This window comes from Variovorax soli, from assembly GCF_031454625.1.
GTDB classification, from domain to species: Bacteria; Pseudomonadota; Gammaproteobacteria; order Burkholderiales; family Burkholderiaceae_C; genus Variovorax; species Variovorax soli_A.
In genome coordinates, this window is record NZ_JAVDRF010000001.1 from 704015 (window position 1) to 728225 (window position 24211).

The following is a 24211-nucleotide window of genomic DNA, read 5'->3' on the forward strand; positions in this document are numbered from 1 at the left end:
CAATCACATCTTGCGCGGCGCGCTCACGCCGAGAATCGCGAGGCCATTGTGCAGCACCTGCGCAGTGGCGGCGACGAGCGCCAGGCGGGCCCGCTTCACCGGCTCGTCGTCGACCAGGATGCGCTCGGCGTCGTAGTAGCTGTGGTAGCTGGCGGCCAGCTCGCGCAGGTAGAACGTGACGTCGTGCGGGGCAAAGTCCTGCGCGGCCGCGGCCAGCATGTCGGGGTAGCGGGCCAGCATCAGCAGCAAGGCCTGGGCGGCCGGGCTCTCGAGCGGCGAGAGCTCGGCCTGCGCCAGCGTTGCGACGTCACCGCCCCAGGCCGCCAGCACGGAGCAGATGCGGGCGTGGGCGTACTGCACGTAGTAGACCGGGTTGTCGTTGTTCTGTGCCAGCGCGAGGTCGATGTCGAAGGTGTATTCGGTATCGGGCTTGCGGCTCAGCAGGAAGAAGCGCACGGCGTCGGTGCTGGTCCACTCGATCAGGTCGCGCAGCGTGACGTAGCTGCCGGCGCGCTTGCTGATCTTCACCTCCTCGCCGCCGCGCATCACGCGCACCATGGTGTGGAGCACGTAGTCCGGGTAGCCGGGGGGAATCCCTTCGCCTGCCGCCTGCAGGCCGGCGCGCACCCGCGCGATGGTGCCGTGGTGGTCGGTGCCCTGGATGTTCACCACCTTGTGGAAGCCACGCTCCCACTTGGCGATGTGATAGGCAACGTCAGGCACGAAGTACGTGAAGCTGCCGTCGCCCTTGCGCATCACGCGGTCCTTGTCGTCGCCGTAGTCGGTCGACTTCAGCCACAGTGCGCCGTCCTGCTCGTAGGTCTTGCCGGCCTCCACCAGCTTCTTCACCGTGGCCTCGACCCGGCCGCTCGTGTAGAGGCTCGACTCCAGGTAGTAGTGGTCGAAGCGGACCCGGAACGCCTTCAGGTCGAGGTCCTGCTCGTGGCGCAGGTAGGCGACCGCGAACTGGCGGATCGAATCGATGTCCTCCACGTCGCCGCTGGCGGTGTATTCGCGATCGTCCGAGCGCACCGTCTTCTGCGCCTTGAAGTCCTCTGCGATGTCGGCGATGTACTCGCCGTTGTAGGCCTGCTCGGGCCATTGCGGATCGCCCGGCTTGATGCCCTTCGCGCGCAGCTGGGTGCTGGTGGCCAGGGTCTGGATCTGCACGCCGGCATCGTTGTAATAGAACTCGCGCCACACCTGCGCGCCTTGCGAGGCGAGCAGGTTGCAGATGGCGTCGCCCAGCGCGGCCTGGCGGCCGTGGCCCACGTGCAGCGGGCCGGTGGGGTTGGCGGAGACGAATTCGACCAGCACGCGCTCGCCCTGGCCGGCTTCGCGGCCGAAGGCCTCGCCGGCGGCCAGCACTTCGCGCACCACTTGCTGCTTGGCGGCGGTCTTGAGGCGGATGTTGAGGAAGCCGGGGCCGGCGATCTCGATCGCGTCGACCCATTGCCGGAAGGCCGGCGTGGCGCGCAGCGCGGCGCTGATGTCCTCGGCCAGTTCGCGCGGCTTGCGCGCGAGCGGCTTGGCGAGTTGCATGGCGGCCGTGCAGGCGAGATCGCCATGGGCCGCGACCTTGGGCGATTCGAAGACCGCCTTGGCGCCGGAGCCGGGGGAGAGGGATTCGAGCGTGCTCGCGAGCGCCGCGAGCAGCTCCTGTTTGACCAATAGCATCGCGGGATTTTACCGGGGGCAAACCAGTAGGCCGCCGGCGCCGGTCATCCGCAGCGCAGCAGCAGCCGTTAGCAAGGTCGGCCCCGGCCTGGGGCCGCTGTCACAACCCACCTCCGAGGACACCTACACCATGAAGAAGCTTCTCTCCCTGATGGCCATGGCCGCCTGTCTTTCCCTTGGCGTCGCGCATGCGCAGGACAAGGCCGCGCCTGCCGCGCCAGCGATGCCTGCCACCCCGGCCGCTCCCGCCGCCAAGGCCCCGACCGCCCAGCAAAGCAAGATGGCGACCTGCAACAAGGACGCCGGCGACAAGAAGGGCGACGAGCGCAAGGCCTTCATGAAGACCTGCCTCTCGGCCAAGCCGGTGACGCAGCAGGACAAGATGAAGAGCTGCAATGCCGACCCCAAGGCCAAGGCGCTGAAGGGCGACGAACGCAAGGCTTTCATGAAGGAATGCCTCTCCGCGAAGCCGGCTGCCTGAGCCTCGCGGCTTCCTCGATCCCGCCCCGCGGACACCTGTCCGGCGGGGCTTTTTCATGGCCGTGGCCATGGGCTGCAGGAAGAGGAGGAAGCGCTGGATGGAGAGATGATGCTGGCGAACAGCGCCTGAATGGACGCCGGCCTGCAATGGCTCGCTACCCCTTCGCGCCGAATCCGCGCGCCAGGAACACGGCCACCAGCGGGATCAGCGCGATCAGGTGGGCCTGGAGCATCACCAGCTTGCGCGTCTTCCGGATCTCCGCTGCATCGGGCAGCGTGCCGCTGGCGCGCACGGCCTTGCGCCAGCGGAAGTAGGTGAGCGTCGGGAAGATCGAGAGCACCCCGACGATGATGAAGAGCCCCAGCTTCACGTGCAGCAGCGGGTTGGTCCAGTACCAGGCGGTGCCCTTCATGCCCCACCAGGTGCGTGCCAGGCCGGTGGCGAGTACGGCGATGGCCGACATGCCGTAGACCATGTCCACCTTGGCGATGCGCTCGACGGCGGCCGCATTGAGCCATTCCACGCGGCACAGGGCGGCCTCGCTCGAGATGAAGACCACCATCGTGAGGATGGCCAGGAAATGCACGTAGGCAAGGATCGCTTCGAGGGTCATCGTGATCGTTCCGTTGAAGTCGCGGGCGCAGGGATTGTGCCGCCCCAGAACTCAGGGCGCGCATATTGGACTTTCAAAAAATCCAGCCACAGCCGCACCCGCAGCGCCAGGTGCTTGCGCTGGGGGAAGACCGCATAGATGCCGTTGGGCGGCGCGGAGAACTCGTCGAGCAGCGGCACCAGCAGGCCGGCATCGATCTCGGCCTCCACCTCCCAGGTACTGCGCCAGGCGATGCCATGGCCGGCCAGGCACCAGTCGTGCAGCACCTGGCCATCGGAGCAGTCCAGCGGGCCGGAGGGCTTGAGGTAGATGACCTCGTGCTCGCCGTTGGCGCCGGGCACGCGAAAGGCCCAGCCGCGCGTCTGCGACGCATCGCTGGAAAGCGTCAGGCAGGCGAAACGCGCCAGTTCGCTGGGATGGCGCGGCGCGCCGTGCCGGCGCACGAACGCCGGCGTGGCCACGCAGCGGCGGCGGTTGTCGGCCAGACGCACGCTGATCAGCGAGGAATCGGGCAGGTCGCCGACGCGCACCGCGCAGTCGTAGCTCTCGCCGGCCACGTCGATGACCCGGTCGCTCAGGTTCAGCGAAATCGTGACCTCGGGATGCAGCTGATGGAAGCGCGGCACCAGCGGCGCCACGTGGCGGCGGCCGAAGCCCGCCGGCGCGGTCACCCGCAGGTGGCCGCTGGCCTTGATGCCGCCCGCGCTCACGCTGGCCTCGGCATTGGCGAGCTCGACCAGCAGCCGCTGGCAGTCCTCGAGGAAGGCACTGCCCTCGTGGGTCAGCGTGATGCGACGGGTGGTGCGCACGAGCAGCTTGACGCCCAGCCGCTCCTCGAGCGCATCGAGACGCCGGCCCATGATGGCCGGCGCAACGCCCTCGGCCTTGGCCGCGGCGGTGAGGCTGCCGCGGGTGGCGATTGCGACGAAGGATTCGAGCTGCTTGAGGCGGTCCATGGGCGGCGATTATGGGGAGGGCCGGCCAGGTGGTGAGCGTCGAAGGCATGCAGCGCTGGCGCACTCCTTCGAGACTGAACGCAAAGGCAAAAAGTCGGTCCACGGAATTGCCCGGCTGAAGTGAGCCGGGGACAGCAACGCTTCAGGCACACCAACGGACGGCGCGCTCGGCTGCGCTCAGCAACGCAGGAATGCGCCGGAGCTGATTTCGGTCAATCCCACGCCTGAATGCGCCCATGGGCCGGCGGCCTCGCGCTCGAGACGTGCGGTCCAGGAGTCGGCGGTGCGCATGAACGCATCGATGACGATCGCCCATTCAGACGGATCGCCGGGAAGGGCCGAAACGACCATGGACAAGGTGAGCAAACCGGTCTGTCGATGGACGTCGACAGCCCAATGCGCGCCTTCGCCCGTCCAGCGCGCCAAGACGTCCTGCACATGGCGCGGCTCGTCTTCGTCGAAGTCGTCATCCTCGTCCGCTTCCACGATGGCCTGCAGCAACTCGGCGCGCACATAGCCGGCGCCCGCGAACAGTTCCACTCGTTCATCCGGCAACATGGCAGCGTGGATCTGCAGGCGCTCCTCGACTTGGAAAAAGAGGCTGCCGTCGATGTCGACGACCGCCGGCGCCAGCCGTACCGAGGCAAGATATCGATCGATGCCGGGACCTAATTCGACGGTCATTTCGGTGTCGCTCCCTGGAACATGGGTTTGCCGCTGTGGGTACGGCTGCTTTTGGGTCAAGGCGATGACTCGGCTCTCCTGCATCGCTGCGCTGTATTTCGGATGCAGACCTTCCTGGGGAACACCGGCCTTGCTTTGGTTCCAGTCATGTCAACTCGTCGACGGCCTTGGGTATGCACGCCGCGGGCCTCCTCATTCGGATCAATCGCCGGCGGTGACGTGCTGCCGCTTGAGCGCTGCGATGTCCTCTTCGCTGTAGCCCGCCTCGCGCAGCAGCGCGCTCGTGTGCTCCCCCAGCAGCGGCGGCTGCAGCCGGATGCCCGGCCGCTCGCCCGCCAGCGTGAAGGGCATCAGCGGCACCTTCGATTCGCTGCCGTCGTTCATGCGCACCGGCGCCAGCCCGCCGGTGGCGTTGAGGTGCGGATCGTCGAAGAGCTCGTGCGGCTTGGTGATGGGTGCGAAGGGCAGCTCGTTCTTCTCGAACACGGCGCTGAGCTCGGCCGCGCTGTAGCCCGCCAGGTGCGAGCGCAGCAGGGGCATCATCCAGTCGCGCGCGAGCACGCGGTCGTTGTTGGTCTTCAGGCGCGGGTCGGCCAGCATCGACGCCAGCCCGAAGGCCTTGCAGAAGACGGCCCACTGCTTGTCGCTGACCGCGGCCAGGAAGATCTGCTCGCCGTCCTTCACGGTGAAGACGTCGTACACGCCCCAGGCCGAGATGCGGCTGGGCATCGGGTCGGCCGCCTTGCCCGTGGCGGCGAACTGCATCATGTGCTGGGCCACTAGGAAGACGTTGTTCTCGAACAGCGCCGACTGCACCTCGCAGCCTTCGCCGGTCTGCTCGCGCTGGCGCAGCGCCGCCATGGCGCCGATCGCGCCGAACATGCCGCCCATGATGTCGTTGACGCTGGTGCCGGCACGCAGCGGGTCACCGATGCGGCCGGTCATGTAGGCCAGGCCGCCCATCATCTGCACGACTTCGTCGAGGGCCGTGCGGTGGTCGTAGGGGCCGGGCAGGAAGCCCTTGTGGCTCACGTAGATGAGGCGCGGGTCGAGCTTCTTGAGGCTCCCGTAGTCCAGGCCCAGCTTCTTCATGGTGCCGGGCTTGAAGTTCTCGCTCACGATGTCGGCGCTGGCGATCAGGCGCAGCGCGACGCCGATGCCCTCCGGCTTCTTGAGGTCGAGCGCGATGCTCTTCTTGTTGCGATTGAAGGTGGGGAAGAAGCCGGCGCCGGAGCCGAGCAGGCGGCGCGTGGCGTCGCCATCGATGGGCTCGACCTTGATGACCTCGGCGCCGAGGTCGGCCAGGAGCATGCCGCAGGTGGGGCCCATCACCATGTGCGTGAACTCGATGACGCGGACGCCGGCGTAGGGCAGTTTGTTCCCCGTGGTATCGGACATGTGCATCCTCGAACGATAGCCGACGGTATCCGCGTCGCCTTCGGCAGCTCAGCGTGCCGGCGCGAGGTCGCGCAGCGCCGCCAGCACCGCCTCGTTCTGCTCGGGCAGCCCCACCGTGATGCGCAGCCAGTGCGGCAGGCCGTAGTTGTCGAGCAGCGCGACCTCGATGCCGGCTGCCAACAGGCGTGCATGCACGGTGCGGCCCTCGCCGACCTGCACCATCAGGAAGTTGCCCGCGGAGGGAATCGAGGCCAGGCGCAACTCGTGCAGGCCCGCCGCCAGGCGCGCCCGTCCGGCGGTGTTGAGCTGGTAGCTGCGCGCCAGGAAGGCGCCATCGTTCAGCGCCGCCAGCGCGGCGGCCTGCGCGGGGGTGCTGACGTTGAAGCGTGGCCGCTGCGCATTCAGGCGCCCCGCCAGCCCGTGCTGGGCGACGCCGTAGCCGATGCGCAGGCCGGCCAGCCCATAGGCCTTGGAGAAGGTGCGCGCGACCACCAGGTTCGGGAAGCGCCGCACCCACGCGATGCTGTCGTAGCGCTGTGCCGGGGAGAGGTACTCGCCGTATGCCTCGTCGAGCAGCACCGTCACCTGCGGCGGCACCGATTCCAGGAAGGCGAGCAACGGACCGGCCTCGATGAAGGTGCCGGTGGGGTTGTTGGGATTGGCGACGAAGACCAGCCGCGTGTCCTCGCCGATGGCAGCGCGCATCGCGTCCAAGTCATGCCCGAAGTCTCGCGCCGGCACCGCCGTGCTGCGCGCGTGGACCTGCCCGGCCACCTGCCCATAGACCACGAAGCCGTATTGCGAGTACACGACGTGCTCGCCCGGCATCACGCGGGCCTGGGCCGCGAGCTCGAGGATTTCGCTGGAGCCGCTGCCGAGCACCAGCCAGTCGGCCGGCACGTCGAGCCGCGCCGACAGCGCATGCTTGAGCGCGGTGCCGTTGCTGTCGGGATAGCGGCCCGCGCCTGGGAGCGCGGCGGCCGCAGCGCGGCGCGCGGACTCGGGCATCCCGAGCGGGTTCTCGTTGGAAGCCAGGAGGATCATCGTCATCGCGGGCGCCGATTTATTTAAGAAGTTAAATGTAGGAAGGGCTTGCAGACTGCCTATGAGGGCCTACCCTTTGCCTGTGCCCTCGCCAAGCCGGGCGCGGACGATTGCCTTCAATTTGGTCATCGATCAATCGCTCCCCAGGCTCTTACTCATCACCAAGGTATCGAATAAAGTCATCGACTGCATTCTTCCGTCTTGATTCAAGGAGTAGACAACCATGACCGCCCGCACGACCGTCCACGGCCTCCAGGTCGCCACCGAGCTCCATCGCTTCATCGAAGACCGGGTGCTGCCGGCCACCGGCGTCGCCGGCGATGTCTTCTGGAAGGGCTTCGACGCCATCGTCCGCGACCTCGCGCCCAGGAACATCGCGCTCCTGGCCGAGCGCGACCGCCTGCAGTCGGAAATGGATGCCTGGCACCAGGCCTATCCCGGCCCGATCACGGACATGCCAGCCTACCGCGCCTTCCTCGAAAAGATCGGCTACCTGCTGCCGCAGCCGAAGGGCGTGAAGGCGACCACCGCCAATGTCGACGCCGAGCTCGCGCTGCAGGCCGGGCCGCAGCTGGTGGTGCCCATCCTCAATGCGCGCTATGCGCTGAACGCCGCCAATGCGCGCTGGGGTTCGCTCTATGACGCGCTCTACGGCACCGACGCCATTCCCGAGACCGGCGGTGCCGAGAAGGGCCAGGGCTACAACCCGGTGCGCGGCGCCAAGGTGATCGCGTTCGCCCGCGAGGTGCTCGACCAGGCCGCGCCGCTGGCCAATGGCTCGCACAAGAACGCGACCGGCTATGCCGTCAAGGACGGCCAGCTGGTGGTCGCGCTGCAGAGCAGCAGCACGCCGCTGGCCGAGCCCTCGCAATTCGTCGGCTACCAGGGCGATGCGGCGGCGCCGAGCTCGGTGCTGATCAGGCACAACGGCATCCACCTCGACATCCGGATCGATCGCAACACGCCGATCGGCAAGACCGATGCCGCCGGCATCAGCGATGTGGTGCTCGAGGCGGCGCTGTCCACCATCCTCGACCTGGAGGACTCGGTCGCGGTGGTCGATGCACAGGACAAGGTGCTCGCCTATTCCAACTGGCTCGGCATCCTGCAGGGCACCTTGACCGAGGACGTCCGGAAGGGCGGCAAGACCTTCACCCGCGGCCTGAACCCCGATCGCGAATACACCGGTGCCGACGGCAAGCCGGTCAGGCTCCATGGCCGCTCGCTGATGTTCGTGCGCAATGTCGGCCACCTGATGACCAACCCGGCCATCCTCTACGGCGAGGGCAGGGAGATCCCGGAGGGAATCATGGATGCGGTGATCACCACCACCATCGCCACCATCGACCTCCAGCGCAAGGGCAATTCGCGTACCGGCAGCGTCTACATCGTCAAGCCCAAGATGCATGGCCCGGCCGAAGTGGCCTTCGCCAGCGAGCTCTTCGGCCGCGTCGAGCAGATGCTGGGCCTGCCCGCCAACACGGTGAAGCTGGGCATCATGGACGAGGAGCGCCGCACCAGCGTCAACCTCAAGGCCTGCATCGCCGAGGCGGCAGCGCGGGTGGCCTTTATCAACACCGGCTTCCTGGACCGCACCGGCGACGAGATGCACACCGCGATGCGCGCCGGCCCGATGCTGCGCAAGGGCGACATGAAGACCACGCCCTGGATCCAGGCCTACGAGAAGAACAACGTGCTGGTGGGCCTCTCGTGCGGCCTGCGCGGCAAGGCCCAGATCGGCAAGGGCATGTGGGCCATGCCGGACCTGATGGCCGCGATGCTGGAGCAGAAGATCGGCCACCCGAAGGCCGGCGCCAACACCGCCTGGGTGCCTTCGCCGACGGCGGCCACGCTGCATGCGCTGCACTACCACCGCGTGAACGTGGCCGAGGTGCAGAAAGAGCTGGAGAAGATCGACGCCGATGCGGAGCGCGACAACATCCTGGCCGACCTGCTCAAGGTGCCGGTCGCGCCCGAGGCCAAGTGGACAGCCGCCGAACGCCAGCAGGAGCTGGACAACAACGTGCAGGGCATCCTCGGCTACGTGGTGCGCTGGATCGACCAGGGCGTGGGCTGTTCCAAGGTGCCGGACATCCACGACATCGGCCTGATGGAAGACCGTGCGACCCTGCGCATCTCGAGCCAGCACATCGCCAACTGGCTGCTGCACGGCGTGGTGACGAAGGAAGAGGTCGATGCCACCTTCGAGCGGATGGCCGCGGTGGTCGACCAGCAGAATGCCGGCGATCCGCTCTACAAGAAGATGGCCGGCAACTTCGGCACCTCGGCAGCCTACAAGGCGGCGCAGGAGCTGGTGTTCAAGGGCGTCGAGCAGCCGAGCGGGTACACCGAGCCGCTGCTGCATGCGTGGCGCTTGAAGGTGAAGGCCGGGCAGGCTTGACGGAAAGCGTCCGCCATGCCGGCCACCAGGGAAGAGATCGCAGCCTTCATCGCACGCGAGTTTCCGCAAACGAAGTGCACCGTCCTCGAGGCGGGCAACGCGGGCGCGACCATCGCGCACGAGGTGGGCCCGGCCGAGCTGCGGCCCGGAGGCACCGTCTCCGGGCCGGTCCTCATGGCCACGGCCGATGTGGCGCTCTACGTGGCCATCCTCGGTGAGATCGGCATCGTTCCCTTGACCGTGACCACCAGCCTGAACATCAACTTCCTGCGCAAGCCGGCAGCAGGCGCACGGGTCATCGGCATCTGCAAGCTCATCAAGCTGGGTCGTTCCCTGGCGGTGGGCGAGGTCAGCCTGTACTCGGAGGGGCAGAGCGACGTCGTCGCGCATGCCGTGGGAACGTATTCCATTCCACCGCAGGCCGCATGAGCCGCGGGGCGGTTCCCAAGGCGAACAGCACCTTCACCGACGCACATCCATGACTCTCTCGCATCGCCGCCCCCAGGTCTGCGTGCTCGGCAGCGCCGAGCCCGGCTCCGCCGCCCATGAACTGGCAGGCGAGGCCGGCGCCCTGCTGGCGCGCTTTCGGATCACCGTCGTCAGCGGCTGCGGAAGCCCGGCGACGCGGGTCGCCGCGGAACGCGCCATCAAGGCCGGTGGCCTGGTGCTCAGCATCATCCCGCCGGACCAGATGCCTCCGGCGGACTGGCCCGCCACCGTCGTCGTTCCCTGCGGGATGGGCGATGCACGCAACCTGCTCATGGCCCTGGCCGGAGACGCGTGCATCGTCATCGGCGGGCGCGCGGGGACGATCTCGGAGGTGTGCCTGGCCTGGCTGCACAAGCGCCCGCTGCTGCCGCTGGTGGGCTGCGGCGGCTGGTCGGATGATCTGCCGTCCCATCCGCCCGACGAGCGGCAGAACGCGCCCATCCTGCCGTGGCGCTCCGCTGCGGAACTGGAGGCGCAGCTTCGCGGGCTCGGCCTGGTTCAGTCGTAAGGCACTGGCCAGGCGCTGATCGCGTTCCGTCGGGCGGAGCCGAGCACGAGAAGCGCGCTGGCAAAGGCGCTGTTCCTCACCTACCCTCTCTCGGAGAAGGAGCAGGTCAAGCGGGATCCGATGTTCCGGACGGGGGCTTCGCACGCGCCAGCGTGCGCTTCACCTCCGCCGGGTCCATACCGTACATCTCGGCGAACTCGGCGACGCTGCGGCCGCTGGCCTCGAAGGCGCGCCGCAGCGCCTCGCGCTTGGCGTTGCGCGCACCCAGCTCGGCAAAGGCCTCGTCGAGCACGGCGTTGGCGGTCTCGTCGTTGCTGCGCACGATGAGCATGTAGTCCTCGCGCGAAAGCCCCGAGGCGTCGATGGCCTCGACCAGCCGCGCCCGCAGCTGCGGACGCAGGTCTTCGTTCGTGCGTGCCTGGCGCCGGCGGAACACCTCGAGGATGGCATGGTGCACATGCTCCGGCGCGACCGGCTCGACCGGCTCGCCGTTCAGGTCGTGGCGCTGCTTGCCCGCAGCCACGGCCTCGAGGTAGCGGGTGGAGCGCGCGTGCAGGCCGAGCGCGATCTTCAGGTCCTCGCGCTTGAAGTCGTCGGGATGCAGCGTCAGCAGGTCCTCGAACACGCCGAGCTTGAGCGGCAGGAAGCGCGCGCCGAACAAGCGGGGATAGAGCTCGAACAGGCGTTCCAGCACGGGATGGGTCTTGCGCTGCCGCGCGGGCTGATGCTGCTGCGGCGCCTTGGCGGCGTGCCGCGGCGCCCGGGCGGCCGGTGCGCCCTTGGTCGTTTTCGGGGCCGCGGGCTGCGGCGACGAAGCGGTGTCGGTATCTGCGGTATTCGAGCTCATCGAGATGTCTTGCGTGCGGGGCCGGGTGCCGCGCGAAACGGCGGCAGCCCCAGACTGTAATGCCGCAGCGAAGCGGCCGACGCGCATGGCGCGCCGCCACGTCTTGGAGGCAGCTCAGTCGCGCTGCGCGGCCTCGGCCTCGGCCCGGAGCCAGCGGATGAAATCCTGCGCGTCGGCGTTGTCTCCGGCACGCCGTGCGCTCTCGATGAAATAGGCGCGGCGCGAGGCCGCACCCGTGCCGAAGGGTGCCACCAGGCTGCCCTTGTCCACCAGTTCGCGCAGGAGCGGCAGCCGGCCGATCACCACGCCATGGCCTGCGACAGCCGCCGCCACCGCCTCCGTGTAGTGGGTGAAGCGCACCGTGTTCTTCATGCGCACGTCGGTGAGGCCCATGACTTCGAGCCAGGGCTCCCAATCCACGGTGGGCGCGTCTGCGTGATGGCCCATCTCGATGGTCAGCAGGGTCTGGCCCGCCAGGTCGTCGGGCGTGCGCAGCAGCGTCGCGACCTGCGGCGCGCACAGCGGCATCACGGACTCCTCGAACAGGGCTGGCCCGGTGCCGCGCTCGATGGGCACGAAGCGCACCGCCAGGTCGAGGCGGTGGCGCTCGAGATCGAGCACCTCCAGCTTCGCCGACAGCCGCACGTCGACCAGCGGGTGGCTGGCCGTGAAGCGGGCGAGCCGCGGAATCAGCCAGAACGACGCAAAGCCGGGCGTGCAGGTGAGCGCGACCTCGCGCGGCGCTGGCGCGGCGCGCAGGCGCGCGGTGGCGTCACGCAGCCGTTCCAGGCTCTCCACCACCGCGCGCTGCAGCACGCCGCCGGCCTCGGTCAGTGCGAGGGCGCGATGCCGGCGCTCGAACAGCAGCACGCCCAGGCTGGCCTCGAGCTGCTGGATCTGGCGGCTGACGGCGGACTGGGTCAGGAAGAGCTCGGCCGCCGCCTGCGTGAAGCTCAGCGTGCGGGCCGCGGCCTCGAAACTGCGCAACAGCTCCAGCGGCGGCAACCCGGGGGCCGCGGGCGAAGGGGTCGGCGAGGGTTTCGCATTCTCAGTACGCATGCAACGAGTTCCATTTGACCGTGTGACTGGAGCGCTACGGCTCACTATATTCATTCCAGAGCCGAATGCAAAAGGAGTCTGCCATGCACACCGTACCCAGCCGCTTCCACCTGAGCCTGGCCAAGCGCACCATCTTCACGCTGCCCGACGCCGCGGGCGTGGGCATCGAATGCCGCAGCGGCAGCGTGTGGGTCACGCTGGACCATGATCTGCGCGACATCGTGCTGGCGCCCGGCGAACGCTTCGAAGGCGACCGGCATCGGCGCGTGCTGGTCTCGGCGCTCGAGCCCTCGTGCATCACCGTCTCGGGCTCGCAGCCCGCGGCACTGCCGGTGCAGAAGGCGCCCGAGCGGTCGCCTTGGCGACTCCGGGCCCACGGGATGTCCCCGGCTTGACCTTCCAGCCCCGGGCGTTGAACCATCGACGCTCGTGGCCCTGGACGAGCGACGCCGTCACCCCAGGTGACGGCGTTTTGCTTTTGCATGCGCGGAGCCGGGCTTTCTCTCTTCCGCGGACAAGGACATCACATGGCAGAGGCATACATCGTGGCCGCGACGCGCACCGCCGGCGGCCGACGCGGCGGCAGGCTGGCGGGCTGGCATCCTGCGGACCTGGCGGCGCAGGTGATCGATGCGCTGGTGGCGAAGAGCGGCATCGACCCGGCCGCGGTGGAGGACGTGATCCTCGGCTGCGTCAGCCAGGTCGGCGAGCAGGCCAGCAACGTTGCGCGCAACGCGGTGCTGGCGTCGAAGCTGCCGGAATCGGTGCCGGGCACCTCGGTGGACCGGCAATGCGGCTCCTCGCAGCAGGCGCTGCATTTCGCGGCGCAGGCGGTGATGGCGGGCAGCATGGACGCGGTGATCGCGGGCGGCGTCGAAAGCATGACGCGCGTGCCCATGTTCACCCCGAACGCGCTGCCGGCCAAGGCGGGGCTGGGCACCTTCATGAGTCCGGCGATGCAGGGGCGTTATCCGGGCGTCGAATTCAGCCAGTTCACCGGCGCCGAGATGATCGCGAAGAACTACGGAATCACGAAGGAGGCGCTGGACCGCTATGCCTTCGAGAGCCACCGGCGCGCGATCGCCGCCACGCGCGAGGGCGCCTTCGCCGACGAGATCCTGCCGGTCGAAGTGCGGTCGTCGGACGGCAGCGCCGCGGGTGAGATGCACCGGGTGGATGAAGGCATCCGCTTCGACGTCACCCTGGAAGGCATCGCCGGCGTGAAGCTGATCGCCGAGGGCGGGCGCTGCACGGCGGCCACCGCCAGCCAGATCTGCGACGGCGCCAGCGGTGTGCTGGTGGTCAACGAACGCGGGCTCAAGGCGCTCGGCGTGAAGCCGCTCGCGCGCATCCACCACATGAGCGTGCTCGGCCATGACCCGGTGATCATGCTGGAGGCGCCGATTCCCGCCACCGAGCGCGCGCTGCGGAAGGCCGGCATGAAGATCGAGGACATCGATCTCTACGAGATCAACGAAGCCTTCGCGCCGGTGCCCATCGCCTGGCTGCAGACGCTGGGCGCCGACCCGGCCCGGCTCAACGTGAACGGCGGCGCGATCGCGCTGGGACATCCGCTGGGCGCCTCGGGCACCAAGCTCATGACCACGCTGATCCACGCGCTGGCCGGGCGCGGCAAGCGCTATGGCTTGCAGACCATGTGCGAAGGTGGCGGAATGGCGAATGTGACCATCGTGGAGCGGCTGTGATTCGCGTCCCTTCGCGCACGCAGGTCTGCCTTCTTCGACAAGCAAAGGAACCCGCATGGCACTCGTCCTCCATGAATTCGCAGAGCACGTCGCCACGCTGACGCTCAACCTGCCGGCCAAGCTCAACCCGATCGCGCTCGACCTTCAACACGAACTGCGGCAAGCCCTCGCTCGCGTGCGCGAAGACCGCAACGTACGCGCCCTGGTGCTCACCGGCGCCGGCAAGGCCTTCTGCGTCGGCGCGGACCTGAGCGCGATGCGTCCGCCCGAAGCCGGCGAGACCCTGGGCGACCAGACGGCGAAGTGGATGCAGTCGGTGAGCAATCCGCTGATCGAGGAGCTGCGCGCGCTGCCCGTGCCGGTGGTATGCGCGGTCAACGGCGCCGCGGCGGGCGCCGGCGTGGGCCTCGCGCTGGCCGGCGACGTGACCCTCGCAGCAAAGAGCGCCTACTTCTACCTGTCCTTCCTGCCGAAGCTCGGCATCGTGCCGGACCTGGGCTGCACCTGGTTCCTTCCACGCCTCGTGGGCCCGGCGCGCGCCATGGGCATGAGCCTGCTCGACGAGCGCCTGCCTGCAGAACGCGCGGCGCAGTGGGGCCTGATCTGGGCCTGCATGGAAGACGATCTGCTCTTGCTCGAGGCGCAGCAGCTCGCGCAGCGCCTGGCGCGCCTGCCCGCCCATGCGGTAATCGAAGCGCGCCGTGCCTTCGAGGCCTCGGAGCGCCACACCCTGCCCGAACAGCTGCACTACGAGAGCGAGCGCCAGCGCGAGCTCCTGAACCGCCCCGCCTTCTCCGAGGGCGTCGCGGCCTTCCTGCAGAAGCGCGCGCCGGAGTTTCCGGGACGACAGTCATGACGATCGAACGCACCCTCTTCACCCCCGACCACGAGGCCTTCCGCGACAGCTTCCGTCGCTTCATGGACAAGGAGATCGCGCCCTTCCACGACGACTGGGAGGCGCAGGGTTATGTCGATCGGGCGCTCTGGAACAAGGCCGGCGAGAACGGCTTCCTGTGCATGTCGCTGCCGGAGGAGCACGGCGGCGCGGGTGCCGACCTGCTCTACTCGGTGATCCAGTTCGAGGAGCTGTGGGCACGCGGCTTCACGGGCGTCGGCTTCGGGCTGCACAGCGAGATCGTGGCCCCGTACATCCTGCACTACGGCACCGAGGCGCAGAAGAAAAACTACCTGCCCAAGCTGGCGAGCGGCGAGATGGTGGGCGCCATCGCCATGAGCGAGCCGGGCGCCGGCAGCGACCTGCAGGCCGTGCGCACCGCGGCGCTCAAGCAGCCGGATGGCAGCTGGCGGCTTTCGGGCAGCAAGACCTTCATCACCAACGGCTGGCACGCGGACCTGGTGATCGTGGTGGCCAAGACCGACCCAGAGGGCGGCGCCAAGGGGACCAGCCTGTTCCTGGTGGAGCGCGGCATGCCCGGTTTCGAGAAGGGCCAGCGGCTGAAGAAGCTGGGCCTGAAGGCGCAGGACACGTCGGAGCTCTTCTTCAACGACGTGCACCTGCCGCCGGACGCCTTGCTCGGCGGGCAGGCGCAGGAGAACCGCGGCTTCGTCTGCCTCATGGAACAGCTGCCCTGGGAACGGCTGCAGATCGCGATCAGCGCGGTCGCGGCCTCGCAGGCGGCGATCGACCACACCGTCGCCTACGTCAAGGACCGCAAGGTCTTCGGCCAGCCGGTAGGCGCCTACCAGAACACGCGCTACACGCTGGCCGAGCTGCAGACCGAGGTGCAGGTCGCGCAGGTCTTCGTCGACAAATGCATCGAGCTCCTGATGCAGCAGAAGCTGGACACCGCCACCGCCAGCATGGCGAAGTACTGGACCACGGACCTGCAGTGCAAGGTGATGGACGAGTGCGTGCAGCTGCACGGCGGCTACGGCTTCATGTGGGAGTACCCGGTGACGCGCGCCTACGCCGATGCGCGGGTGCAGCGCATCTATGGCGGCACCAACGAGATCATGAAGGAGGTGATCACGCGGGCGATGGGGCTGCCGGGGCGCTGAAGCGCTGGTATCCGGCACAGGCCTGCGGGAGAATCCCCGCATGCCTACCCTCAATGCCTTCTATGCCCAGTCCGGGGGCGTGACCTCGGTGATCAATGCGTCGGCGGCCGGCGTGATCGAGACGGCGCGCCGGCATGCCGACCGCATCGGCACGGTCTATGCCGGACGCAACGGCATCCTCGGCGCCCTGGCCGAGGACCTGATCGACACCGGCCTCGAGTCCGCCGCCGCCATCGCCGCGCTGCGAACCACGCCCGCAGGCGCCTTCGGCTCCTGCCGCTACAAGCTCAAGTCGCTGGAGAAGAACCGGCGCGAGTACGAGCGGCTGATCGAGGTCTTCAAGGCCCACGGCATCGGCTACTTCTTCTACAACGGCGGCGGCGATTCGGCCGACACCTGCTTCAAGGTGAGCCAGCTGTCGCAGTCGATGGGCTACCCGCTCCAGGCCATCCATGTGCCCAAGACCATCGACAACGACCTGCCCCTGACCGACTGCTGCCCGGGCTTCGGCTCGGTCGCCAAGTACGTCGCGGTCTCCACCCTCGAGGCATCGCTGGATGTGCGCTCGATGGCCGCGACCTCGACCAAGGTCTTCGTGCTCGAAGTCATGGGCCGACATGCGGGCTGGATCGCGGCGGCCGGCGGGCTGGCGGCCGACCACGGCATTCCGGTCGTGATCCTGTTCCCCGAGATCCCCTTCGATCAGCCGGCCTTCCTGGCGCGGGTCGATGCGCTGGTCAAGCATCATGGCTATTGCACGGTGGTGGTGTCGGAAGGCGCGCACCATCCCGACGGCAGCTTCCTCGCCGAGCAGGGCAGCAAGGACGCCTTCGGCCACGCGCAGCTCGGCGGCGCGGCGCCGGTGGTGGCGCAGATGGTGAAGGAAGCGCTGGGCTACAAGTTTCATTGGGCGGTGGCCGACTACCTGCAGCGCTCGGCGCGCCACATCGCCTCCGCCGCCGATGCGCGCCAGGCTTACGAGCTGGGGCAGCGCGCGGTCGAGCTCGCGCTCGAAGGCAAGAACGCGGTGATGCCCACGGTCGAGCGCACGTCCGACTCGCCTTACGAATACCGCATCGGCAGCGCGCCGCTGGACCAGGTGGCCAATGCCGAGAAGTTCATGCCGCGCGACTACATCTCGGCCGACGGCTACGGCATCAGCGACAAGGGCCGCGCGTACCTGCTGCCGCTGATCCAGGGCGAGGACTATCCGGCCTATCGCGACGGGCTGCCGGTTTACGTGACCCTGCAGAATCACCCGGTCGCGAAGAAGCTGCCGGCGTTCGAGATCGCGAAGTGATCATGGGCGCGAAGCCGAGCCTCGATGCCTCGTGCTGCCCGCTGTGCGGCGAAGCCAATCACTGCGCGATCGAGCGCGAGCGCGAGACCGGGCAGTCGCGAGCGCCCTGCTGGTGCAGGCAGGCGTCGTTCAGCCCGGGCGTGCTCGAGAGCGTGCCGGCCGGGGCGCGCGGTCTTGCCTGCGTCTGTGCGCGCTGCGCTACGAGGGCGGGCTTGCCGGCGCCGTCTGCATCCGGCGCGCAGCCTCCGGAGGCTGCGACGGCGCTTCTTCGGGATTGAGCGGCGCCTGCGGCTGTTTGCCGCGCTTGCGCTGTTCAGCGATCACTTCGTGAATGAATTGCAGCTTTCCCACCGTCACGCGCGGCAGCACGAAGGGGTAGTAGTCGGGCTGGCCCATGCTGCGGGAGAGCTCGTTGAGCACATTGGTCAGGCGCACCCAGCCGTTGAGGAAGTCGAGGAACTCGCCGGCCTCGGGGTGCTCCGGCTGCCACAGGTCCGAGAAATCGAACAGGTCGCTGGTGAGCTCCACGTTCTGCGCGTCGACGCCGAAGCTCATCGCGGTGTCGGCGCTGTCGGCCATGTGCAGGTAGTGAGCCCAGGTCTCGGCCCAATCCTCCCACGGATGTGAGCTCGCGTAGCCGCTGACGAAGCGGTTGGCCCAGTCCGGCGGCGGGCCGCTCTCGTAGTGCGCCTGCAGTGCCGCGGCGTAGTCGCGGCGCTCGTCGCCGAAGAGCTCGCGGAAGGGCTCGAGCCAGTGGGTGGGCTGGACCAGCAGATCCCAGTAGTAGTGGCCGATCTCGTGGCGGAAATGGCCGACCAGGGTGCGATAGGGCTCGCGCATCTCGGCGCGGATGCGCTCGCGCACGGCGTCCTCGGCCTCCTGGGCGTTGAGGGTGATCACGCCCATCTGATGGCCGGTCATCACGTGCGGCCCGCCCGGGAGGTTGCCCAGGAAGTCGAAGGCGAGGCCATGCACCGGGTCGGCCAGCCGGGTGACCACGGGCAGCTCGAGCGCGAGAAGTTGCGAGATGAGCCGGCGCTTGCCCAGTTCGAGCTTGCGCCACAGCTCGCCATTGCCCTCGATGGAGAGGTCGGGGATGGTGCGCGTGACGCTGCAAGCCAGGCAGAGGCCGGGCACCAGCCCGTCGGTGTTGAACGACGGATCGTCGCCTTCGCGCGGCGCCGGCACCATCCAGTTGCAGGCCGCCGGCGTCAGCAGGTTGGCGCAGCGGCGGTAGGCCTTGCCTTGCGGGTCGCCGAAGAGGGTGAAGGTGTCGGGCTCGGCCCCCTCGCGCGTGTCGGGTGCGAGCGGCACCACCCCCAGGTTTTCGATCACGTAGCCAAGCGGCGTGTGGCAGGCCAGGCATTGGCTGTTGCGCAGGAACACGGGGCGGCCGCACTGGCACTGGTAGGCGCGCGTGACCGTCGGCGCCTTGAGCTCGGCGGCGATCGTGGGCGCAGGCTCGGTGCCGGCAAATGTCTTGTCGTCGGTGGCGGATTCCATGTCTCTCTTCTCTTTGCGCTGTGTGTGGAAGAACGACGCGCCATTGTCGAGGCGGCCGGTGCGGCGGCGGGCCGTGCAATGCCCGTATCCTTGTAGGACAGCCCGAACAGGCTGCCCCAGATGATCGACACTGCCCCGCCTCTCTCCCTCAGCGCCCGCTATGGGCCCCGCTATCGCTGGCTGCTGCTCCTCACGGTGATGGTGGGGGTGATGGCTTCGATCATGTCCTCGACCATCGTCAATGTGGCGATCCCGGGCATGAGCCACCATTTCGGGCTGGGGCAGGAGCGGGCCCAGTGGGTCAGCTCGGGCTTCATGGTGGCGATGACGGTCTCGATGCTCACCACCCCCTGGCTGCTGGCGCGCTACGGCTATCGCCGCACCTATGTCGGCACCATGCTCCTGCTGCTCGCGGGCGGCATCAGCGGCGGGCTGGCCAATCACTTTCCGCTGGTGCTGGTCGCGCGGGTGGCCGAGGGGCTGGCGGCCGGCGTGGTGCAGCCGATCCCGGCCATCATCATCCTGCGCGCCTTCGAGCCGCACGAGCAGGGCCGCGCAAGCGGCATCTTCGGCATGGGCGTGGTGCTGGCGCCGGCGTTGGGGCCGAGCATCGGCGGCGTGCTGGTCGACCTGTTCGGCTGGCGCTCGATCTTCTTCATGGTGGTGCCCTTCTGCCTGGCCTCGATCTGGCTGGCCTACAGGTTCGTGCCGGTCACCGCGCCGGGAGGCGTCACCGCCGCGCGCAGCGGGGCGCTGGACTGGGGCGGCCTGGCGCTGGGCACCGTCGGCACGCTGTGCCTGCTGAACGGCCTGGTCGAGCTGCGCGGCGAAGCGCCCCTGCAGGCGGCGGCGCTGCTCGCGGGCGCGGGGCTGGCCTTCGGCGCCTTCATCGCCTGGCAGCGGCGCGTGGCCGCCGCGGGCGGCACCGCGCTGATGAACCTGGCGCTGTTCCGGCACCGGCAGTTCGCCATGGGCAGCGTGGTGGCCTTCATCTACGGCACGGCGCTGTTCGGCTCGACCTACCTGCTGCCGGTGTACATGCAGGTCGGGCTGCATCTCTCGGCCTCGCACGTGGGCACCATCCTGCTGCCGGCCGGGCTGGTGCTGGCCTTCACCATCGCGGGCGTCGGCCGGCTGGCGGACCGGCGCCCGACCTGGCTGCTGGTGTGCATCGGCCTGGCTCTGCTGGCTGCCTCCTTTGCGCTGATGCTGCTGCTGCGGCTGGACAGCGCCATCTGGCTGCTGGCCGTCTTCGCGGCGATCGGGCGGGTGGGGCTGGGCTTCATCCTGCCCTCGCTCAACCTCGGATCGATGCGCCCGCTGGAGAAGCCGCTGATCCCGCAGGGCGCCAGCGCGATCAACTTCCTGCGCATGCTCGGCGGGGCCGCCGGCGTGAGCCTGTGCGCGATCGTGCTCGAATGGCGGCTGGCCGCGCATGGCGATTCGCTGGCGAACACCGCCACCAGCACGGCGCGGCTGGCGGCTTTCGACGAGGTGTTCATGCTGCTGGCCGGGCTGTGCGCGCTGGCCATTTGCGCGGCCTGGCAATTGCGGGAAAAGCGCGAGCCCTGAGTCCTTCGCTGCGTTCTAATCACCGGCATGTGCCAGCTTCTCGGAATGAACTGCAACACGCCGACCGACGTGACCTTCAGCTTCACTGGATTCGCGCAGCGCGGCGGGCGCACCGACCACCATGCCGATGGCTGGGGCATCGCGTTCTTCGAGGACCGCGGCCTGCGCCATTTCGTGGACCACCAGCCGGCCTGCGAGTCGCCGGTGGCCGAGCTGATCCGCCGCTACCCGATCAAGAGCCGCAACGTCATCGCCCACATCCGCAAGGCCACGCAGGGCGCGGTGAACCTGCAGAACTGCCATCCCTTCGTGCGCGAGCTGTGGGGCCGCTACTGGGTGTTTGCCCACAACGGCGACCTGAAGGACTTCCGGCCGCGGCTGCACGGCAGCTTCCGCCCGGTGGGCAGCACGGACAGCGAACATGCCTTCTGCTGGCTCATGCAGGAGCTGGCCAAGTCGCATGCCGGCGTGCCGAACGTCGAGGAACTGACGCTCACGCTGCGCGAGCTGGTGCCGCGCTTCGCACGCCAGGGCAGCTTCAACTTCATGCTTTCCAACGGGCAGGCGCTGTGGTCGCATGCCTCGACGCATCTCTGGTACATCGAGCGGCGCCATCCCTTCCTGACGGCAGAGCTGTCGGACGAGGACTTGTCCATCGACTTCGCCCAGCACACCACGCCGAATGATCGCGTCGCCGTGGTGGTGACCGCGCCGCTGACCGTCAACGAAACCTGGACCCCGTTCGCGCCCGGCGAGCTGGCACTCTTCGTCGACGGACAGCGCAGGGCCTGAACGCCGGACCCTGAACATCGTTCAGGGGCGTCCGGTCCCGATGTCCTATCTCAGCTCGGCCTCGAGCGCATCGATGAACATGGCCGGCACGTCGAAGCCGGTCTGGTCGGTGATCTCCTGGAAGCAGGTCGGGCTGGTGACGTTGATCTCGGTCAACGAGTTGCCGATCACGTCGAGGCCAATGAGCAGCAGGCCGCGCTCGTTCAGCACCGGGCCGATGGCCTCCGCGATGCGCCGGTCCTGCTCGGTCAGTGGCTGCGCCACGCCCTTGCCGCCGGCGGCGAGGTTGCCGCGCACCTCGCTGCCCTGCGGGATGCGCGCCAGGCTGTAGGGCACGGCCTGGCCCCCGATCACCAGGATGCGCTTGTCGCCTTGCGTGATCTCAGGCACGAAGCGCTGCACCATGATGGTCTGCGCGCCGTGCCGGTTGAGTGTCTCGACGATGGAGCCGAGGTTCAGCCCGTCGGGGCCGACGCGGAAGATGCCCATGCCGCCCATGCCGTCCAAGGGCTTGAGGATGATCTCCTGGTGCTCGGCATGGAAGGCGCGCACCGCGTCCGGGTCGCGCGTCACCAAGGTCGGGGTGGTGTATTCGGCGAACTCCATGATCGCCAGCTTCTCGGGATGGTCGCGCAACGCGCGCGGACGGTTGATCACGCGTGCCCCCTCGCGCTCGGCCTGCTCCAGGAGATGCGTGGCGTAGATGTACTCGGCGTCGAAGGGCGGGTCCTTGCGCATGAGCACGGCGTCGAAGGCGTGCAGCGGGCGCTCGATCACTGCGTCCTCGCGGAACCAGGGCTGTTGCTCGCCGGTCAGCACGACCTCGCGCACCTTCGCGGTGACGGGGCGGCCGCGCTGCCAGTTGAGGTCCTGCGGCACGCAGGCCGAGAGCTTGTGGCCGCGGCGCTGCGCCTCGCGCATCATCGAGAAGGTCGTGTCCTTGTAGATCTTGAACTGCTCGAGGGGATCGGCAATGAAGAGGATGTGCATCAGGAGGTCTTTCCGGCGGTCGATGAGGGACGGGCCGCGTCGTCGTCGGCGGCGGCCCGGGCGTCTTGTCTGATCTTGCAGGCAGGCGCGATGTCCTTGCCGGCGAAGGGTTTGCGGCGTCCATGCCGGATCGCCAGCGCGCGGGGCTCGGGTCCTGGAAAGTGCATGGCGGCACGGAGTGCGGGTTCAGATCTCGATTTTCGAGCCGAGCTCCACCACGGCATTGTTCGGCAGACCGAGGAAGCCGGCCGCGCCGCTCGCGTTGTGGTGCATCTGGGCGAACAGCTTCTCGCGCCAGGGCGCCATGCCGCTGCCGAGCGTGGGAATGACCACGTCGCGGGAGAGAAAGTAGCTGGTGGTCATCGGCTCGAGCTGGCAGCCGCGCAGGCGCGCATGCTCGAGCGCGCGCGGCAGGTCCACGTCGTTCTTGAAGCCGTAGTGCACCACCACCTGCCAGCAATGGTGGCCGAGCGGCTCCATTTCGATGCGCTTGTCCATCGGAATCCACGGCACCTCGTGATTGCGCACCGTGACGAACAGGTTCTGCTCGTGCATCACCTTGTTGTGCTTGAGGTTGTGCAGGAGCGCGTTGGGCACCACGCCCGGCTCGGCGGTCATGAAGACGGCGGTGCCGTCCACCCGCGCCGGCGGGTTGACGAAGACCGAGTCCAGGAAGCCGCGCAGGTCGATGGCCTCGGCCATCTGCATCTGGCCCATGAGGCGGCGGCCTTCCTTCCAGGTCAACATCAGCATGAAGATCGAGCCGCCGATGAGCAGCGGGAACCAGCCGCCCTCGAACAGCTTCAGCAGGTTGGAGGCGAAGAACAGGAAGTCGACCACGAAGAACCAGCCGGTGGCGGCGATGCACAGCGCCAGCGGGTACTTCCAGGCGTAGCGGATCACGAAGAAGGTCAGCACCGTGGTGATCAGCATGTCGGTGGTCACGGCGATGCCGTAGGCCGCGGCCAGGTTGCTGGAGGAGCGGAACATGACCACCGCCAGCACGATGGCGACGAACAGGCCCCAGTTGACGAAGGGGATGTAGATCTGTCCCGCCGTTCGCACGCTGGTGTGCTCGATGTTCAGCCGTGGCAGGTAGCCCAGCTGGATCACCTGCCGGGTGACGCTGAAGGCGCCGGTGATCAGCGCCTGCGAGGCGATCACCGTGGCCGCGGTGGCCAGCAGCACCAGCGGGATCAGCGCCCACTCGGGCGCCATCATGAAGAATGGGTTCTTCACCGCCGCCGGGTTCTCCAGCAGCAGCGCGCCCTGGCCGAAGTAGTTGAGCGTCAGCGCCGGCATCACGACCGAGAACCAGGCAACGCGGATCGGCCGCTTGCCGAAATGGCCGAGGTCCGCGTACAGCGCTTCCGCCCCCGTCACGCACAGCACGGTCGCACCCAGGATGATGAAGCTGGTGCCCGGGTTCTCCCACATGAAGCGCAGCGCGAAGTAGGGGCTGATGGCCTTGAGAATGGCGGGATGGGTGAGGATCTGCGAGACCCCCAGCAGCGCGATGGCGAGGAACCAGGTCAGCGTGATGGGCCCGAAGAAGCGGCCGATGCCCGAGGTGCCGTGCTTCTGCACCGCGAACAGGCAGAACAGCACGACCAGCGTGATCGGGATCACATAGTGCTTGAAATGCGGCGACACGACCTCCAGGCCCTCGACCGCCGACAGCACCGAGATGGCCGGGGTGATGACGCCGTCGCCATAGAACAGCGAGGTGCCGAACACGCCCACCACGAGCAGCACGTTGCGCAGGCGCGGTTTGTCGACCACGGCCTGCGAGGCCAGCGCCAGCATCGCGACCAGGCCGCCCTCGCCCTCGTTGTCGGCGCGCAGCACCAGCACCACGTACTTGAGCGAGACGATCACCGTCAGCGTCCAGAAGAACATCGACAGGATGCCGTAGACGTTCTCGGCCGTGAACGGGACATGGCCGTGGCCGAACACCTCCTTGACCGCATACAGCACGCTGGTGCCGATGTCGCCGTAGACGACGCCGATGGCCGCGAGGATCAGCGCGGCGGAGGAGGATTTGGTCGGGGACACGAAAATCGGTGCACAAGGGTGTGCGGCGTGAGATTCACGCCCCGGCGCCTCGGCGGCCTCTTGCGGCCCGCCCGTCGCCCTCCGCCCTCGGGGTTTTGCGTTGCTGTGGGGTCGCTA

General features: G+C 68.3%; 23 protein-coding genes. 12 read left to right on the forward strand and 11 right to left on the reverse strand.

The features are described from left to right. Positions 1-3: 3 nt before the first annotated feature. The gene (argS, locus tag J2739_RS03415; RefSeq protein WP_309898516.1) at positions 4-1677 is read right to left on the reverse strand and encodes an arginine--tRNA ligase; all 1674 of its coding nucleotides are present in this window, start codon (positions 1675-1677) and stop codon (positions 4-6) included. 130 nt (positions 1678-1807) lie between these two features. Between argS and J2739_RS03420 the strand changes: the two genes are divergently transcribed. Then, a complete protein-coding gene (locus J2739_RS03420; protein WP_309898518.1) occupies positions 1808-2158 on the forward strand; it encodes a PsiF family protein in 351 nt (116 codons plus the stop codon). 154 nt (positions 2159-2312) lie between these two features. Here the strand turns inward: J2739_RS03420 and J2739_RS03425 are convergent, their stop codons facing one another. The 5 genes from J2739_RS03425 to hisC all read right to left on the reverse strand — a co-directional run bounded on the left by J2739_RS03425 (position 2313) and on the right by hisC (position 6859). Further along, a complete protein-coding gene (locus tag J2739_RS03425; protein ID WP_309898519.1) occupies positions 2313-2771 on the reverse strand; it encodes a DUF2214 family protein in 459 nt (152 codons plus the stop codon). Then, on the reverse strand, positions 2768-3727 hold the full coding sequence (locus J2739_RS03430) for a LysR family transcriptional regulator (protein ID WP_309898521.1): 960 nt from the start codon (positions 3725-3727) through the stop codon (positions 2768-2770). Before J2739_RS03430 ends, J2739_RS03425 begins: the two co-directional genes overlap by 4 nt. Before the next feature lie 177 nt (positions 3728-3904). Further along, a complete protein-coding gene (locus J2739_RS03435) occupies positions 3905-4411 on the reverse strand; it encodes a hypothetical protein (protein ID WP_309898523.1) in 507 nt (168 codons plus the stop codon). A gap of 201 nt (positions 4412-4612) precedes the next feature. Continuing rightward, entirely contained in the window at positions 4613-5809 is a 1197-nt protein-coding gene (locus J2739_RS03440) for a CaiB/BaiF CoA transferase family protein (protein WP_309898526.1), read from the reverse strand. 48 nt (positions 5810-5857) lie between these two features. Next, a complete protein-coding gene (gene hisC / locus J2739_RS03445; protein ID WP_309898528.1) occupies positions 5858-6859 on the reverse strand; it encodes a histidinol-phosphate transaminase in 1002 nt (333 codons plus the stop codon). 217 nt (positions 6860-7076) lie between these two features. On the opposite strand from hisC, the gene J2739_RS03450 reads away from it, so the two are divergent. From J2739_RS03450 to J2739_RS03460, 3 genes are read left to right on the forward strand one after another with little or no spacing between them, the layout of a single operon-like run. Continuing rightward, positions 7077-9254 carry a malate synthase G gene (locus J2739_RS03450; protein ID WP_309898530.1) on the forward strand — a complete coding sequence of 726 codons (2178 nt, stop codon included), beginning with the start codon at positions 7077-7079 and terminating at the stop codon, positions 9252-9254. A 15-nt stretch (positions 9255-9269) separates the two neighbouring features. Next, positions 9270-9683: a PaaI family thioesterase gene (locus J2739_RS03455; RefSeq protein WP_309898532.1), complete on the forward strand. Its 414-nt coding sequence runs from the start codon at positions 9270-9272 to the stop codon at positions 9681-9683. 49 nt (positions 9684-9732) lie between these two features. Further along, positions 9733-10251, forward strand: coding sequence for an SLOG cluster 4 domain-containing protein (locus J2739_RS03460; RefSeq protein WP_309898534.1), 519 nt, complete (start codon positions 9733-9735; stop codon positions 10249-10251). A gap of 106 nt (positions 10252-10357) precedes the next feature. Here J2739_RS03460 and J2739_RS03465 read toward each other — a convergent pair whose 3' ends face one another. Next, complete coding sequence (locus tag J2739_RS03465) at positions 10358-11098, reverse strand: ProQ/FINO family protein (protein ID WP_309898536.1); 741 nt, start codon at positions 11096-11098, stop codon at positions 10358-10360. A gap of 114 nt (positions 11099-11212) precedes the next feature. Next, positions 11213-12157, reverse strand: coding sequence for a LysR substrate-binding domain-containing protein (locus tag J2739_RS03470; RefSeq protein ID WP_309898538.1), 945 nt, complete (start codon positions 12155-12157; stop codon positions 11213-11215). Between the two features lie 83 nt (positions 12158-12240). On the opposite strand from J2739_RS03470, the gene J2739_RS03475 reads away from it, so the two are divergent. The 6 genes from J2739_RS03475 to J2739_RS03500 all read left to right on the forward strand — a co-directional run bounded on the left by J2739_RS03475 (position 12241) and on the right by J2739_RS03500 (position 17460). After that, positions 12241-12552: a DUF2917 domain-containing protein gene (locus J2739_RS03475; protein WP_309898540.1), complete on the forward strand. Its 312-nt coding sequence runs from the start codon at positions 12241-12243 to the stop codon at positions 12550-12552. Positions 12553-12684: 132 nt separating this feature from the next. Next, on the forward strand, positions 12685-13863 hold the full coding sequence (locus J2739_RS03480; RefSeq protein ID WP_309898543.1) for an acetyl-CoA C-acetyltransferase: 1179 nt from the start codon (positions 12685-12687) through the stop codon (positions 13861-13863). A gap of 55 nt (positions 13864-13918) precedes the next feature. Beyond that, on the forward strand, positions 13919-14719 hold the full coding sequence (locus J2739_RS03485; protein WP_309898546.1) for an enoyl-CoA hydratase-related protein: 801 nt from the start codon (positions 13919-13921) through the stop codon (positions 14717-14719). Next, entirely contained in the window at positions 14716-15882 is a 1167-nt protein-coding gene (locus tag J2739_RS03490) for an acyl-CoA dehydrogenase family protein (protein WP_309898548.1), read from the forward strand. The genes J2739_RS03485 and J2739_RS03490 overlap by 4 nt, the downstream gene beginning before the upstream one ends. Positions 15883-15922: 40 nt before the next feature. Continuing rightward, positions 15923-17182: a 6-phosphofructokinase gene (locus J2739_RS03495; RefSeq protein ID WP_309898550.1), complete on the forward strand. Its 1260-nt coding sequence runs from the start codon at positions 15923-15925 to the stop codon at positions 17180-17182. A 2-nt stretch (positions 17183-17184) separates the two neighbouring features. Continuing rightward, entirely contained in the window at positions 17185-17460 is a 276-nt protein-coding gene (locus tag J2739_RS03500) for a cysteine-rich CWC family protein (protein WP_309898552.1), read from the forward strand. On the opposite strand, the gene J2739_RS03505 is transcribed toward J2739_RS03500, so the two are convergent. Next, positions 17381-18685 (reverse strand): zinc-binding metallopeptidase family protein, encoded by a 1305-nt coding sequence (locus J2739_RS03505; RefSeq protein WP_309898554.1) that lies wholly within the window; start codon positions 18683-18685, stop codon positions 17381-17383. The two genes, J2739_RS03500 and J2739_RS03505, sit on opposite strands and share 80 nt — an antisense overlap. 120 nt (positions 18686-18805) lie before the next feature. On the opposite strand from J2739_RS03505, the gene J2739_RS03510 reads away from it, so the two are divergent. Together J2739_RS03510 and J2739_RS03515 are read left to right on the forward strand one after the other, a co-directional pair. Next, on the forward strand, positions 18806-20257 hold the full coding sequence (locus tag J2739_RS03510; protein WP_309898557.1) for an MFS transporter: 1452 nt from the start codon (positions 18806-18808) through the stop codon (positions 20255-20257). 27 nt (positions 20258-20284) lie between these two features. Beyond that, positions 20285-21049 (forward strand): class II glutamine amidotransferase, encoded by a 765-nt coding sequence (locus J2739_RS03515; RefSeq protein ID WP_309898559.1) that lies wholly within the window; start codon positions 20285-20287, stop codon positions 21047-21049. 45 nt (positions 21050-21094) lie between these two features. Here J2739_RS03515 and gshB read toward each other — a convergent pair whose 3' ends face one another. Both gshB and J2739_RS03525 read right to left on the reverse strand, forming a co-directional pair. Beyond that, positions 21095-22039 (reverse strand): glutathione synthase, encoded by a 945-nt coding sequence (gshB, locus tag J2739_RS03520; RefSeq protein WP_309898561.1) that lies wholly within the window; start codon positions 22037-22039, stop codon positions 21095-21097. A 186-nt stretch (positions 22040-22225) separates the two neighbouring features. Further along, complete coding sequence (locus J2739_RS03525; protein ID WP_309898563.1) at positions 22226-24094, reverse strand: potassium transporter Kup; 1869 nt, start codon at positions 24092-24094, stop codon at positions 22226-22228. Between the last annotated feature and the right edge of the window lie 117 nt (positions 24095-24211).